This window comes from Eubacteriales bacterium (assembly GCA_041390245.1).
GTDB lineage: Bacteria > Bacillota > Clostridia > Christensenellales > JAWKQI01 > JAWKQI01.
Window position 1 is genome coordinate 193400 of sequence record JAWKQI010000004.1, and the last position, 13939, is coordinate 207338.

15 protein-coding genes and 1 tRNA gene are annotated in these 13939 nt (G+C 37.2%); 12 read left to right on the forward strand and 4 right to left on the reverse strand.

Annotated elements, in window-relative coordinates; genetic code table 11:
* Positions 1 to 18: 18 nt before the first annotated feature.
* Positions 19 to 252 carry a DUF3006 domain-containing protein gene (locus tag R2876_06515; GenBank protein ID MEZ4358256.1) on the reverse strand — a complete coding sequence of 78 codons (234 nt, stop codon included), beginning with the start codon at positions 250 to 252 and terminating at the stop codon, positions 19 to 21.
* A gap of 155 nt (positions 253 to 407) precedes the next feature.
* On the opposite strand from R2876_06515, the gene cdaA reads away from it, so the two are divergent.
* Genes cdaA through R2876_06540 form a run of 5 tightly spaced genes read left to right on the forward strand, consistent with a single transcriptional unit; the run spans position 408 to position 5468 of the window.
* Positions 408 to 1223 carry a diadenylate cyclase CdaA gene (gene cdaA / locus R2876_06520; GenBank protein MEZ4358257.1) on the forward strand — a complete coding sequence of 272 codons (816 nt, stop codon included), beginning with the start codon at positions 408 to 410 and terminating at the stop codon, positions 1221 to 1223.
* A 27-nt stretch (positions 1224 to 1250) separates the two neighbouring features.
* Positions 1251 to 2204 (forward strand): CdaR family protein, encoded by a 954-nt coding sequence (locus R2876_06525; GenBank protein ID MEZ4358258.1) that lies wholly within the window; start codon positions 1251 to 1253, stop codon positions 2202 to 2204.
* Between the two features lie 13 nt (positions 2205 to 2217).
* Positions 2218 to 3813: an FAD-dependent monooxygenase gene (locus R2876_06530; GenBank protein MEZ4358259.1), complete on the forward strand. Its 1596-nt coding sequence runs from the start codon at positions 2218 to 2220 to the stop codon at positions 3811 to 3813.
* Positions 3814 to 3830: 17 nt separating this feature from the next.
* Entirely contained in the window at positions 3831 to 4511 is a 681-nt protein-coding gene (locus tag R2876_06535; protein MEZ4358260.1) for an ATP-binding protein, read from the forward strand.
* Between the two features lie 51 nt (positions 4512 to 4562).
* Positions 4563 to 5468: a cysteine synthase family protein gene (locus tag R2876_06540; protein ID MEZ4358261.1), complete on the forward strand. Its 906-nt coding sequence runs from the start codon at positions 4563 to 4565 to the stop codon at positions 5466 to 5468.
* Positions 5469 to 5510: 42 nt separating this feature from the next.
* Here R2876_06540 and R2876_06545 read toward each other — a convergent pair whose 3' ends face one another.
* On the reverse strand, positions 5511 to 6578 hold the full coding sequence (locus R2876_06545; GenBank protein MEZ4358262.1) for an undecaprenyldiphospho-muramoylpentapeptide beta-N-acetylglucosaminyltransferase: 1068 nt from the start codon (positions 6576 to 6578) through the stop codon (positions 5511 to 5513).
* 195 nt (positions 6579 to 6773) lie between these two features.
* On the opposite strand from R2876_06545, the gene R2876_06550 reads away from it, so the two are divergent.
* Together R2876_06550 and R2876_06555 are read left to right on the forward strand one after the other, a co-directional pair.
* Positions 6774 to 7451, forward strand: coding sequence for a GDSL-type esterase/lipase family protein (locus R2876_06550; protein ID MEZ4358263.1), 678 nt, complete (start codon positions 6774 to 6776; stop codon positions 7449 to 7451).
* A 91-nt stretch (positions 7452 to 7542) separates the two neighbouring features.
* A tRNA-Ser gene (locus R2876_06555) sits at positions 7543 to 7633 on the forward strand.
* A 149-nt stretch (positions 7634 to 7782) separates the two neighbouring features.
* Here R2876_06555 and R2876_06560 read toward each other — a convergent pair.
* Both R2876_06560 and R2876_06565 read right to left on the reverse strand, forming a co-directional pair.
* Positions 7783 to 8016, reverse strand: coding sequence for a hypothetical protein (locus tag R2876_06560; protein MEZ4358264.1), 234 nt, complete (start codon positions 8014 to 8016; stop codon positions 7783 to 7785).
* 80 nt (positions 8017 to 8096) lie between these two features.
* On the reverse strand, positions 8097 to 8687 hold the full coding sequence (locus R2876_06565; GenBank protein MEZ4358265.1) for a TetR/AcrR family transcriptional regulator: 591 nt from the start codon (positions 8685 to 8687) through the stop codon (positions 8097 to 8099).
* 256 nt (positions 8688 to 8943) lie between these two features.
* Between R2876_06565 and R2876_06570 the strand changes: the two genes are divergently transcribed.
* The 5 genes from R2876_06570 to R2876_06590 all read left to right on the forward strand — a co-directional run bounded on the left by R2876_06570 (position 8944) and on the right by R2876_06590 (position 13939).
* The gene (locus tag R2876_06570; GenBank protein MEZ4358266.1) at positions 8944 to 9657 is read left to right on the forward strand and encodes an ABC transporter ATP-binding protein; all 714 of its coding nucleotides are present in this window, start codon (positions 8944 to 8946) and stop codon (positions 9655 to 9657) included.
* Positions 9650 to 11242, forward strand: a complete 1593-nt coding sequence (locus R2876_06575; protein MEZ4358267.1) for a hypothetical protein — start codon at positions 9650 to 9652, stop codon at positions 11240 to 11242. Before R2876_06570 ends, R2876_06575 begins: the two co-directional genes overlap by 8 nt.
* Positions 11243 to 11398: 156 nt before the next feature.
* The gene (locus tag R2876_06580) at positions 11399 to 12322 is read left to right on the forward strand and encodes a L,D-transpeptidase family protein (GenBank protein MEZ4358268.1); all 924 of its coding nucleotides are present in this window, start codon (positions 11399 to 11401) and stop codon (positions 12320 to 12322) included.
* A 25-nt stretch (positions 12323 to 12347) separates the two neighbouring features.
* A complete protein-coding gene (locus R2876_06585) occupies positions 12348 to 13388 on the forward strand; it encodes a M15 family metallopeptidase (GenBank protein ID MEZ4358269.1) in 1041 nt (346 codons plus the stop codon).
* 17 nt (positions 13389 to 13405) lie between these two features.
* Positions 13406 to 13939, forward strand: a complete 534-nt coding sequence (locus R2876_06590) for a hypothetical protein (GenBank protein MEZ4358270.1) — start codon at positions 13406 to 13408, stop codon at positions 13937 to 13939.

The following is a 13939-nucleotide window of genomic DNA, read 5'->3' on the forward strand; positions in this document are numbered from 1 at the left end:
ATAAAATACCTCAAATAATTATTCAAAAAGCTCATCTGAAAGAGATTTAACTTTTTCGCGAGCCTTAGTTTCACTTTCTTTGTCTATGGATATGCCTTTTTTTAAGAACAAAAGATGAGATCCTTCCCTGGCATTTACCGGAAGCTTTGAGCGGTCTAAAAGGATACGTTCATCGCCTACAAGTACTACTGCATTCTCACCTTCAAATCTGTCTATAACTCCTTTTTTAGTTATATGTAAAGAACTACCCATATATAAATTTTATCATTAAAATATGCAAAAAACAAACACTTTAAATAATGGAAAACCTAATATAAAAAAATATTAGTCATTTTTTACATAAAATGATATAATAAATAATAATTAATTATATTTAATGTGGGGTAAAAGTGTCTGAATTTATTGATATGATAAAAAATAGTCTTGCGCTTGTAAGCATACGTGACATAATAGATATCATTATAGTCGCGGCTGTTATTTATGGCATTTTAAAGATTACCAGCAAGACACGCGCTATGCAGGTTTTAAAAGGGCTTGGCATACTGTTTATAGTATCAAGAATTAGTGAATGGCTCAGTTTACAAACACTTACATGGCTTTTAAATAACGTAATAAACGCCGGGGCGCTTGTAGTAGTAATTTTGTTCCAGCCGGAACTAAGGCGTGCGCTTGAGCGTATCGGAAGAGGAAAGCTATTTTATGTAAACGGTGAGGTGCTGGAATCTGCCGAGCACTGTGTAGAGGCCGTGTCAAAAGCCCTGCTTAATTTGTCTAAAGTAAAAATAGGGGCGATAATCGTCTTTGAACAAAAAGTTGGCTTAAAAGATGTGATTGAAACAGGAACTATTTTAAATGCACAGATATCAGGGGAGCTTATTGAAAATATATTCCAGCCAAATACCCCGCTTCATGATGGGGCTGTTATAATCCGTGGGACAACCTTAGTTGCAGCAGGATGTTTCCTGCCGTTAAGCGATAACAAGAAACTCGAAAAGGATTTGGGGACAAGGCATAGAGCTGCACTTGGCATCTCGGAAGTATCAGACAGTACAACCATTATAGTCTCTGAAGAAACAGGAATACTATCTATGGCATACGACGGGAAGTTAACACGTTATATGGATTCAAAGCAATTAAAAGAAGTTTTAGAAGATATATTTTTCAGAAAAAATATGGCTAAGTCTGTTCCTATCAACATAAAGAAGAAGGTGAAGAAGGCTTAAGTGAAATACATAAAATTATTCTTTTCGATGTTAAAAAATAATTGGGTATTAAAAGGTGCAGCGATAATATTTGCAGTGCTCATCTGGAGCTATGTAATGAGCGAGACAAATCCTTATTATAGTGTAACTATAAAAGATATTCCTATAAGGATAGAGAATGCTTCAACCATAGAACAAAATGGGTACGCTATTATAGGAGGCATTGAGGGCCTTGATACAACTGTAGATATAACTGTAGAAGTAAGGCGCAGCGATTATCAGAAGGTAACGGAAGATAATATTATGCCTGTTATAGATTTATCTGTAATAAGCGGAACAGGTACTTATCAGGTGCCTGTATCGGTTACTACGCAATACGGGAATGTAGAAGCCATAATCGAACCATATGTTGAAGTAAATATAGATGAAAAGATAAGCAGGACGATACCTGTAACATATGAATTATCCGGCGGCGATTCGGATAGCTATTATTATGGAGAACCAACACTAGACAGCGATACTATTGTAATATCCGGTGCTCGTGTAGATATAGAAAAAGCGGAACAAGGCATCGTAACTATTAATTTAGACGATGTAACCAGCGATATAAATAAGAGTATGCCTGTAGATGTTTATGATTCTGAAGGGAACATTTTAGACAACGTCTATATTAAAGATACTTTCCCATCTGTCGTTGTAAACATGGAGGTACTGCCTAAAAAATCGGTTTATATTAATGCAATGGATTCTATTTCAGGAACGGAGCTTTTAGCCGATGGATACGAGGTTAAGGGTGTTACTGTAACTCCCTCTCAAGTGGAGATAGCAGGGCCGCAGGATATTTTAGATACGATTGATGAAGCGTATTTAGAGACGATATATATAAATCGTACTGATAAAGACTTTACGGTAAGTGCGTCAGTAAAGGAAATAGACGGAGTAAAGATAGTTAAGAACGGAGATGTAACAGTCGTAGTACATATAGGCAAGATAGAAAGCTAGAGACGTTAAAGTTATGCCGATAATAGTGAAAGAAATAAAACTGCCGCTTGACAGTGATGATAATTCGCTGTTAAAAGCGGCGGCTAAAAAATTAAGTATAGATTCAAACCGTATAAGCCGCTTTAGAATTTTAAAACAATCTGTTGATGCCAGAAAGAAAACTAATGTGCATTTTAGTTATACGCTTTACGTTTATTTAAAGAACGCAAAAGAAGAGGAAGGCATGCCCGGGTTTGAGATGGAATCTTTAACTGATGCACAGGCTTTGCCTACCGGTGAAAACGAGCTGCATGAACGCCCTATTATAGTTGGGGCGGGGCCATGTGGCATTTTTTGCGCCAGTTTATTGTCTGAGTATGGGTTTAAACCCATAGTAATCGAGCGCGGAAGTGAAATGGCTAAGCGTGAAAGCCAGTTTAACGACCTAAAGGAAAGCGGTAAATTTCTACCTGAAAGCAACGTATGTTTCGGAGAAGGCGGTGCAGGTACGTTTTCCGATGGAAAGCTTACAACAAGAATAAAAGACAAGCGCGTTTTAAGTGTGCTAGAGAAATTAGTTAAGGCAGGCGCACCAAAAGAAATAACATATTTGGCACACCCGCATGTGGGCACGGAAAACATAAGAAAAGCTATCGTACATTTAAGGCGGCAAGCCATTAAAGCCGGGGCAGAGTTTAGGTTTGACACCAAATTAAAAGCTATAAAAGCAGATGCTAATCAAAGTGTATCTTCAGTTATATTAGAAGATAAAAACGCAAAAAGCACTGAAAACACCAAACTTTTAATAGCAGCTTTAGGCTCAAGTGCCAGGGATACTATATACATGCTTTATGACAGCGGGATTTTCATACAGAAAAAGCCGTTTGCAATTGGAGTTAGGATAGAGCACAAAAGGGAATTAATAGATAAAGTACAATATGGGGAGTTTTTTTCAAACCCCAGGCTTGGCGCGGCTGAATATAGATTATCCAAGACCTTTAATGGCAGGGGCGTATATACATTTTGCATGTGCCCGGGTGGAGAAGTCATAAATTCGTCTTGCGAAGAGATGGCAGTTTCAGTAAATGGCATGAGCCACTTTGCGCGGGACATGGAAAACTCTAACAGCGCAGTCGTAGTTACTGTAAATGAAGAAGATATGGACAAAAGTCCTCTTAGCGGTATAGAGCTTACGCGCAAGTGGGAAAAAGTGTGTTTTGATATGGCAAAAGGTTACGGCGCTCCGGCAAGCAGGCTGGAAGACTTCTTGATTGGCAGGGCAGGAAAGCATTTTGGGGCGATAAAGCCTAGCATCAAACCATATGCCAAGTTATCTAACGTAAGTGAATGTCTGCCGGATTTTATAACGCATTCGCTTTGCCAGGGAATAAAAGCCTTTGGAAAAAGCTTTCGCGGCTTTGACGACGGCGATGCAGTTTTAACTGCTATAGAAAGCAAAACTTCTTCGCCTGTGCGTATACTTAGAGGAGAAGATTACCAATCTGTAAGCTTAAAAGGGTTTTTCCCGGCAGGTGAAGGTGCAGGTTATGCAGGTGGGATAGTTTCGGCTGCGGTAGACGGCTTAAAGATAGCTGAATATATAATAAGAAATTATAAACCCTGTTATTAGGATTTTTAGGAGAAAAAATGAATAAAATAACGATATTTGTCGGTAACTATGGCAGCGGAAAAACGGAGATAGCGTTAAACGCTGCATTTAAATTAAAGGATCAGGGGAAAGACGTTATTTTAGCTGACATTGATATAGTAAACCCGTATTTTCGTTCTTCTGAACACAAAGAACTCTTGAATGAAAAGGGCATAAGGGTCATAATGCCGCCGGGAGCTAATTCAAATGTGGATTTGCCATCTTTGCCAGTCGATATTTACGCTGTATTTGATAGCGGAAGCTATGTAGTTATGGATTGCGGGGGAGACCCGGCAGGGGCCACTGCGCTTGGTGCGCTGAAACATAAGATAGATGCTGTTAAAAGCGATGTTAAGCTATACTTTGTTTTAAACGCAAGGCGGCCGCTTCAGGGCAGCATAGACGAAACGCTTGAGATGCTTAATTCTATCGAATACGTTTCGCATTTAAAAGTTGACGGAATAATTAACAATACGAATTTAGCAGACGAGACATCTGTTGAAGATTTGATTTACGGCCAGGAAGTAGCTATTGGTTTAAGTGAGAAAACCGGTATCCCTATAAGTTACATTTCCGGGGAAAGTACTGTTTTGGAGGAATTTAAAAGACGTTTTCCCGAGTATACAGATAAACTGATGCCGATAAATATATACATGCGGCCATATTGGCAAAAAGAATAGCATAAAACATAATATATTATAATATTTCAAACACTTTAAGGGGGAGCATAGGTGAAAGTCTACGATACAATTTTAGATACAATCGGGAATACGCCGCTTGTTAGGATAAATAATGTCATAAAAAAGGACGGCGTAGAAGTATATGCAAAGCTTGAAGGCTTCAACCCGACAGGCAGCATAAAAGACAGAATAGCACTTAAGATGATTGAGCAAGCCGAGGAAGAAGGCGTTTTAACCAAGGGCAAGACAATAATAGAGCCAACATCCGGTAATACGGGGATAGGCCTTGCTATGATAGGCGCGCTAAAAGGTTATAATGTAGAAATAGTTATGAGCGAGGCAGTATCAAAAGAACGCAAGGACATGATAAAGGCATTCGGCGGGAGTATAACTTTAACTTCTGCAAAAGAAGGCACAGACGGAGCAATTCGCCTTGCCAGAAAGAAAGTTTCGGAGTTTCCGGATAAATATTTTATGCCAGACCAGTTTTCTAATCGCTTTAACAAACTTGCGCACTACAGTACTACGGCAGAAGAGATAATCGCCGATACAGACGGTAAAGTTACACATTTCGTATCTGCTATCGGTACATCTGGAACTATAATGGGTATTGGTACGCGTTTAAAGGAACTGCGGCCGGACATCAAAGTTGTCTGCGCACATCCGGTTAAAGGGCACTATATCCAGGGACTTAAAAATATGGAAGAAGCGATAGTCCCAAGTATATATAACCCTGAACTTATCGATGAAACTATTATGATAGATACGGAAGAGGCTTTTGAAATGGTCAGGAAGGTCGTCCGTCAGGAAGGGATTTTCTGCGGGATGTCATCTGGAGCGGCGGCTCTTGCGGCATATAAAGTTTCAGAGAAAATAGATAACGGCGTTATAGTCTGCATATTCCCGGACAGGGGAGAAAAGTATTTAAGCACAAATCTTTTTACCGGGAAAAATTAAAAAATTTAAATTTTAAAAAAGCAGCCATTTTGGCTGCTTTTTTTATTCGATAGCTTTTAGAATCTGCTCAACTATTTTCTCTTCTGCTAAATTCTTGGTCGCGGATCTCATATTTTTTATATATTTTTCTTTTTTGTGATAAAGGGCGTTTATTTTGCTTAAAAGGCTTTTTTCGGTTAGATCTTCTTGAAACAAAATAGAAGAATAGACATTTTTAGAAAAATACTTTGCATTGAGTATCTGGTCTCCGCGGCTTGCAGATTTTGGTAGCGGGATTAAAAGCGCAGGGATACGCAATGCCAGTATTTCAAAGACTGCATTTGCCCCCGCACGCGATATCATTATATCCGTTGCGGCAAATATATCGCTTAGTTCTTCGTTTATATATTCAAACTGGCGGTAGCCTTCTATATTTTTTAATTCGTTGTTTAAATTATTCTTGCCGCGTATGTGGACTACGTTGAAAGAAGATATTAATTTAAGCAAAATACTGTCTACAACGGTGTTTATTGCGTGTGCTCCCAAACTTCCGCCCATTATTAATAAAATTGGTTTATTATCTTTAAAATCAAGGAAATCAAGGCCGGCTTTTTTATCTCCCGTTAAAATAGAAGGCCTGACCGGCGTGCCAGTATAAACAGCTTTATTGCCGGATATATATTTTAAAGTATCTTTAAAAGAAACGCATACGGTTTTTGCCTTTGGTATAGTAAGCTTATTTGCCAGCCCCGGCGTATAATCGCATTCGTGCAGTACAACCGGTATCTTTAAATGGCTTGCGGCAAAAACGACGGGAACGGAAACAAAGCCGCCTTTGGAAAAGATTACCTGCGGTTTTAATTCTTTTAGTATCTTGATTGAAGAAAAGTATCCTTTTAATATACGGAACGGATCTGTTACATTTTTAAGGCTCAAATATCTTCTTAATTTACCCGTACTGATTTCATAGTAGGGAATACCTTCCTTTTTTATTATTTCCTTCTCAATGCCGTTTTTAGAGCCGATATAACATATGTCGTAATTATGCTTTTTAAGTATCGGCATTAATGCTATGTTTGGCATAACGTGCCCTGCGCTGCCGCCGCCGGTCATCACTATTCGTTTTATCATAAAATTTCCCCAGTTACATTTATTTGGCGTGTAAATAAATCGTCTTTAAATACGAGCAAAGATATTATATAACACTTTTTTAGTTTAATAAAGCAGTTTTGCTTTTACAATAAATTTAAGATTTATTATTTGATTTTTAAAGATGCAGTGATAGACTATAATATAATTATATAAACTTTTGGAGGATTTTATCATATGAAACGGATCATGGTATATGGAGACGCAAACTGCTGGGGATTTTCACCATCTGAGGATACGCAGGGGCAGCGTTACGATGAAAAGAACCGCTGGCCGTCTATAATGAGAAGCATGCTTGGAATGGACTTTGAAATAATCGAAGAAAATATGTGCGGAAGGACAACAGTCTTTAACGATCCTTTTAATGAAAACAAGAATGGACTAAAGACTATGGATTTTTGCCTTATGTCACATAGCCCGCTTGACCTGATAATAATAATGCTCGGAACAAGCGATTTAAAATGTTTTTATAATGCTAACCCCATAATTATAACCAGGGGATTAAGCTTAATATGTGATAAGATTTTAGCTTTTGGAGACGGCCAAAACGGCAAACCTCCCAAGATTTTAGTTATTTCTCCTGTTGAAATAGAAAAGGATATAAAAAATTCCGCCTTTGGTTACGAGTATGACAACACTGCATCTAAATATTCAAAGGAGTTAAAGCAATACTATAACCAGCTATCTAGCGAATACGATATCGAGTTTTTGGCAGCTTCCGACCATGTACGTGCAAGCGACGAAGACTCTATTCATTTAACGCCTCAGGGGCAAAGGGATTTGGCAGCAGCTGTCGCTTCTAAAGTTAAGGAGATATTTAATTTAAAATCTGATTCTGATGATGTAAGTGTATGATCTTATAAAAAATGTGTTGTAAAGTTTGCCGCCATTTGTTAAAATAAAATCCGGACTTGTAAAGCAAATGTATTTAGATCTTTGGACTCAAGGAGAGGTGTCTGAGTGGTCTAAGGTGCGGCACTGGAAATGCCGTGTACGTTTATAGCGTACCGGGAGTTCGAATCTCCCCCTCTCCGCCATAAACATCGATAGGACAAACTTTATCGTTTGTCCTATTTTTTATTTCAGTCTGAAAAAGGTTTAAGGGATACTTCTCTTACAAGATACAAAATACCGATTAACGAAAGCTAATCAATTACATTATTCATATAACAAGCCACTAAGCTATTCACCTTGAAAAGGCTTGTTTTGCGTCAATCAGCCCTTCATCGTATGCTTTTCTGATGATGAGGTATTCGCCCCGCCTGCCGAAATATAAAGCGCAGTAATTCCTTTGTATCTGCGTACCATGAAATAAATAGTGCTCCATGATTTTTACCCCCTCATCATTGTCAATGTGCCCCAGTGCAAAATCAATAAATTTTGATTCGGCTAAGGTCATGCTCTTATTTAGATGATTCATGAGTTCTCTAATTGAGGTCTTGGTACCATCTTTTGCCAGGCTGATGTAATATTCCAATATTGATTGTCCCATAAATCTCCTTATATAGCCGATAGTATTTTTTCTCCATCAACGAAAATATTGCTGATATAAAATAACATAAATCGCTTTTTGAATCCGCTATCGTTATTTATAATTTTTCGATACTCAGCACATTGTTGATAATATACCACCCCCATATCGATGTAACGATAAATTATCTCTGTGTCCATATTGCCTTTAATGAGACCGTTTTCTATTCCATAGTTAATCAGTGTCAACAGTGTATGCCTATATGTTTGAAGATACGTCTCATATTCAGCTTCAATAATATTGTTGTATCCTGAAAGCTCTCTGCATAATTCTAACTCCTTGCTGTCGGAGAAATCGCTGATAACATCTAAAAAGCGATATAGCTTTTTAATAAGCATATCATGTGATGTTATAATACTTTTCAGTCTTTCAGTATAGTTAAAAAAAATATACTTGCTAACTTCGAGGAACAAGGTGTCCTTATCAACAAAATACTTATATACTGTTACTTTTGATGATTTTGAATATTTTGCAATATCATCCATAGTTATTTTTTTTATACCATCCCTAATAAACAGCTTTACCGTTGTTTCCAGAATCTTTTGAGCCTTCTTGTTCATAATTATCGGCAATTCTCCAATCTGTACTATTTTTATTATATTAGTACATTTAGTGTTGGCTGTCAAGATGTACCGGGCAATATTCGGAGTTAGGTTTCTAATCCGTTTGCTACGCTAAAGCTGATTTTCAGCTTTGTTTCTTAATTTTTTTAATAATTTACAATTAACATTTATAAAATTAAAGACAATATAAATAAAATATATTATAATATACATAATTTTTTATAAACATTTTATAAAATAAGGAGAAAATAAAGTGTTAAGAATTGAAAACCTTGAGAAAACCTACAAGGGTGGGAAAAAAGCTGTAGATGGCCTTAGCTTGACTGTTGAAGCAGGGGATATTTTTGGTTTTATAGGCCACAACGGCGCTGGTAAAACGACGACGATAAAATCGATCGTCGGTATTTTGGATTTTGAAAAGGGAGATATATTTGTAGATGGGAAATCCATAAAAAAAGACCCGATCGAATGCAAAAAAGCGATTGCCTATATTCCGGATAATACAGATATTTATGATTATCTAACAGGTATTCAATATTTAAACTTCGTCGGCGATGTATTTGAGATCTCCAAGTATGAAAGAGAAACGCTCATTAAAAAGTATGCAGACATGTTTGAGTTGACTTCCTCTCTAGGGGATCTTATTTCTGCTTATTCACATGGAATGAAGCAAAAGCTTCTGGTAATATCTGCACTTATACATAAGCCGAAGCTGCTTATACTTGATGAACCGTTTGTCGGGCTGGACCCTAAAGCTACATATACGTTAAAGACAATAATGAAAGAGCTGTGCCAAGAGGGAAGCGCTATATTCTTTTCAACGCATGTTCTCGAAGTGGCTGAAAAGATATGCAACAAAATAGCTATCATAAAGAACGGAAAACTCGTCATAGCCGGGGAAACGAAAAAGGTTAGGGGCGAAGAAAGTTTAGAAGATGTATTTTTGGAGCTTATAGAAGATGAGTAAATTAAATTCTATTTTAAAAGTTTATGTAATTAATAATTTTGGAATAAATGCCATCCGTGAAAAGGACAGGCGCAAACGTATAAAAATGATATCGTTCGGCCTGCTTTTATCACTCGCATTTATTGGCATTGCATTTACGTCGTATATGTACAGCCAGGTAATGGCTAATTGGTTTGAACAATATGGCAGAATGGATTTTCTACTGGGCATAATGATGGCGGCGTCATCTTTGATTATATTTTTTACAACGATGTATAAAGCGGCAAGTATTTTATTTAATTTCAAAGATTATGATTTACTGATGTCAATGCCGGTAAAGCCAAGAACAATTATTACCAGCAGAATAATAATTCTCTATAGCTTTAATATAGCTATGATGCTAATAATAATGATTCCTGCAATGATAACTTATTGTCTGAGAGTTAACCCGCCGGTATTGTTTTATGTAGCTTTTATTTTAACTCTGTTTCTGATACCTATGATACCAATTTTAGTAGCTTCTATAATAGGGTCGCTTTTATCACTGATATCATCGCACTTCAAACGAAAGAATGCTTTAAATATAATATTATTTCTACTTTTCTTTCTTGCTATAATGGCAGCCAATTTTTCGCTTCAAAACGTTGTTGTTAATTTTGAAAGCGTAGCAGAGCCTGTTGTAAATGCAATAGGAAATTTCTATCCGTTTGCATACATTTACATGAATGGCATATGTGATTTGAACTTAAAATTAATACTTTCATTTGCCGGAAGCTCTATTGCAATTTTTGCAATGTTTGTATATTTGGTTTCCATTTGGTTTAAATCTATGCATACCGCGCTTTCAACCAGCAGGACTTCTTCTAACTACAAAATGAAAGAGCTAAAGATAAGTTCTCAATTAAATGCTATTTATAGGAGGGAAATGAAAAAATTCTTCTCTTCACCTCTTTATGTTTTAAATGCTGGCGTAGGTCTAATTCTCTTAGTTTTCTTTGCGATCGCTATATTGTTTTTTGGCCCGGAACAAGTTTTAGACTTTCTGGAGATGCCAAGTGTTTCAAGTGTAATAGGGATGTTTATTCCTCTCGTTATTTCGCTTTTTATTGCTCTTTCTTGCACAACTGCTTGTTCAATTTCGATTGAGGGAAAGACTTTTTGGTTAACAAGGAGCATGCCTGTCAGCACAAAGAAAATTTTATGGAGCAAGCTTTTAGTTAACTTAATGCTAAGTATTCCGACAATCGTTATAAGCGGGATTTTATTTTCGCTAATACTTAAAACGGACTTGGTCACAACTATATTTATATTTGCAATGCCTATTGCTTTTGCATTCTTTATAGCAATTTTTGGTCTATACATGAACCTTTTAATGCCCAAGATGAGCTGGACGCATGAGGCGCAGGTAATAAAGCAAAGCGCATCTGTTATGATTACAGTCTTTGGAGGAATGATAATTATAGGCATACCCATTGCAATGGCTATAATATTTGGAAACATATTATTAGTTAACATAATTACAACTTGCGCAATAGCATTGGTAAGCATAGCGTTATATGTTGTACTTATGAAAGACGGCATTAAGAGATTTAATGCCATAGTATAAGATAAACATTATATTTTTAATAAAGAAACTTAAAACAATTAAAAACCGTCATATTTTATGTGGTGGTTTTTAATTTGGCAAGAAAAGCAAGACTGTTGATATTAATAAATCTGTAATATATAATGTTTATAATAAAAAGAAAAGCGAGTTAATAAAATGAAAAGAAGCCTAATGCTGTTTTTGATTTTTATTATGTTGTTTGCAATAATAGCTGGGTGTAGTGGGGAAACGAAAGATTCATCTGAAAGTGTGGAGATAGAAGAACCGGATGTACTGCCTGATACATCACCATCTCCTACTGAAAGCCAGACATTATATCAAACTACTAATTATCGTGTTAATGCTGAGGAGCTTTACATTCGTTCCAGTGCGGATAACGATAATATGGATAATGTAGTCGGTTCGCTTAAGCTAAACGACGTGGTTAAGGTTGTGGACGCAAGCGGAGACTTTTATACGATTTTAATGGATGACGGGACTTTAGATTATGTCTATGGTGCTTATTTAGTTTTAGATACGGGGAACCAAATTGATGAGAATACGAATAATGATTCTTCTACAAGCGATTCTCCTTATTACATATACATAGAAAAAGCTTCGTATACCATGACCATATATGAAAAAGATGATGCCGGTAATTATACTATTGCTGTCAAAACATATAAAATCGCTCATGGCGGGAATAAAACACCTGCTGGTACATTTACGATTTTAGCAAAGGAGAGGTGGCATTCTTTTAAAGACGGAGGGTGCGTGCAGTACGCTTGCAGATATCATAACAGGCTTTACTTACACTCAGCGCTTTATGCTACGGAAAACCCGAAAACACTTTGGCCTAAGTACTATAACGGAGAGAACGGGATAGGGAAACCCACTACCGGAGGATGCCTTAGAATGGTATGTGAGGCGGCTAAATTCATTTATGATAATTGCCCGGAAGGGACGGTTATCGAGATAGTAAACGGGGCACCTAAAGGTACTACTTCGTCTAGTGTACCTGCATTGTTAAAAGACAAAAACGGAAATAGGCTGCGTATAGACCCAACTGACAGCGAGACGCTTGAAGCTGCAGGATATTAAGATTTTTAAGGTAAAGTGAATACTAATGAAAAAAATTGTTTTAATACTATTATCGATTGCGCTGCTGTTTTGCGGCTGCGGAAATAATGCTGACAGTGAAGAACCAACACCGACCAGCACAGATAACCAGACAGAGGACACTTCAACTTCGAATGCTTCAGTTTCTAGTGAGAACCAAACTGCAGAAGAAGGGGAAGCTTACAAGATAAGGGTAAATGAAGCTAATGTAAGGTCTACCCCAAATAAAGATTCTAAAGATAATGTTATAGGAACGCTTGGATACGAGGAAAAGGTAAGACTTATATCTTCCTCTTATGGAGAATACAGCAAAGTAAAGCTTGAGGACGGGCAGTATGGATACGTTTACACTGATTTTTTAGTTAAAGAGGACGAAGTGCTCTATGCAGTATTGCCTAAACAAACCGAGCAGAAAAAAGATAAAGACGGCAACCTGGTGTATGAAGAAGATGGTGTAACACCTGTAATGCTAACCAATAATTTGGTAGATGTAAGGTTATATGTTCCCTCCGCGGATATTTCGCTAATATTTGCCACGGATGAAAATTTTACAGGAAAAGTTCTATATAAAAAAGCAGTTCCGCTTTTACAGTTAGGCACAGCTAAAAAGCTTAAAAAGGCAGCGGACCTGTTTGCAGCAGATGGGTATACGATTAGGATATACGATGCATACCGCCCTTTGTCTGTGCAAAAGATACTTTACAACATTAGGAAAAACAGCTCATATATAGCTAATCCGGAAACCACGGCATCTAACCATAACCGCGGTGCGGCCGTGGACATGTCGCTTTTAGATGCGAATGGAAATGAGCTGGAATTCCCGACCGAGATACATACTTTAAACGAAGATGCAAACAGGGGAAATGATTCGTGGTCTGAAACGGCAAAAGAAAATGTGGATTATATGACAAGTATAATGAAAAAAGCGGGATTTGATTCGATCAGCAGTGAGTGGTGGCATTTTTCAGATACTGACTGCCATGATTTTATGACTACGGATATAGATTTTTCATCTATTACCATGGTCACGAAAGATTATTTTAAATAAAGAGTGGGGAAAACATTATGAAGAAAAAAATAGCTTTAATTATGGGGTTAATGTTAATTTTCGCTGTTTTATCAGCATGCAGCGAAAATAACGAAAGTACCGATGCATCGCAGACCGCCGGTTTTTCTAAAGAGGATCTTGCAGTTACTGTTAATGGAGCCGATTATAAATTAAGGGTAGATTCAGCTCCTATCTTGGCAGCTTTAGGTGATGGATACGAGTATATGGAAGTTATAAGCTGTGTATACGACGGGAAGGATAAAACTTTTACTTATCCAGGTATAATAGTAAATACGGTTCCTGTTGAGGGTAAGGATGTAGTCGAGATGTTTACTTTGACAGATTCTACTTACTCTACTTCAAAAGGGATAAAAGTCGGTGACACTAAGGACGATATAATTTCCGTTTATGGCGAAGATTACTTTGACGATGGATATATGACATACAGTACTACTAACGACGAAACGGATATCGAAGCAGAGCGCATCCAGTTTTTGATGGGCGCAGCCGATGAAATAGAGGAAATATATGTTTACTCACCTAGCTACTGA

Coding starts and splice junctions, on each gene's coding strand:
- R2876_06535 (MEZ4358260.1), top strand. CDS start 3,831: ATGAATAAAATAACGATATTTGTCGGTAACTATGGCAGCGGAAAAACG.
- R2876_06590 (MEZ4358270.1), top strand. CDS start 13,406: ATGAAGAAAAAAATAGCTTTAATTATGGGGTTAATGTTAATTTTCGCT.
- R2876_06525 (MEZ4358258.1), top strand. CDS start 1,251: ATGTTAAAAAATAATTGGGTATTAAAAGGTGCAGCGATAATATTTGCA.
- R2876_06560 (MEZ4358264.1), bottom strand. CDS start 8,016: ATGAATCATCTAAATAAGAGCATGACCTTAGCCGAATCAAAATTTATT.
- cdaA (MEZ4358257.1), top strand. CDS start 408: ATGATAAAAAATAGTCTTGCGCTTGTAAGCATACGTGACATAATAGAT.
- R2876_06515 (MEZ4358256.1), bottom strand. CDS start 252: ATGGGTAGTTCTTTACATATAACTAAAAAAGGAGTTATAGACAGATTT.
- R2876_06530 (MEZ4358259.1), top strand. CDS start 2,218: ATGCCGATAATAGTGAAAGAAATAAAACTGCCGCTTGACAGTGATGAT.
- R2876_06575 (MEZ4358267.1), top strand. CDS start 9,650: ATGAGTAAATTAAATTCTATTTTAAAAGTTTATGTAATTAATAATTTT.
- R2876_06585 (MEZ4358269.1), top strand. CDS start 12,348: ATGAAAAAAATTGTTTTAATACTATTATCGATTGCGCTGCTGTTTTGC.
- R2876_06545 (MEZ4358262.1), bottom strand. CDS start 6,578: ATGATAAAACGAATAGTGATGACCGGCGGCGGCAGCGCAGGGCACGTT.
- R2876_06565 (MEZ4358265.1), bottom strand. CDS start 8,687: ATGAACAAGAAGGCTCAAAAGATTCTGGAAACAACGGTAAAGCTGTTT.
- R2876_06550 (MEZ4358263.1), top strand. CDS start 6,774: ATGAAACGGATCATGGTATATGGAGACGCAAACTGCTGGGGATTTTCA.
- R2876_06580 (MEZ4358268.1), top strand. CDS start 11,399: ATGAAAAGAAGCCTAATGCTGTTTTTGATTTTTATTATGTTGTTTGCA.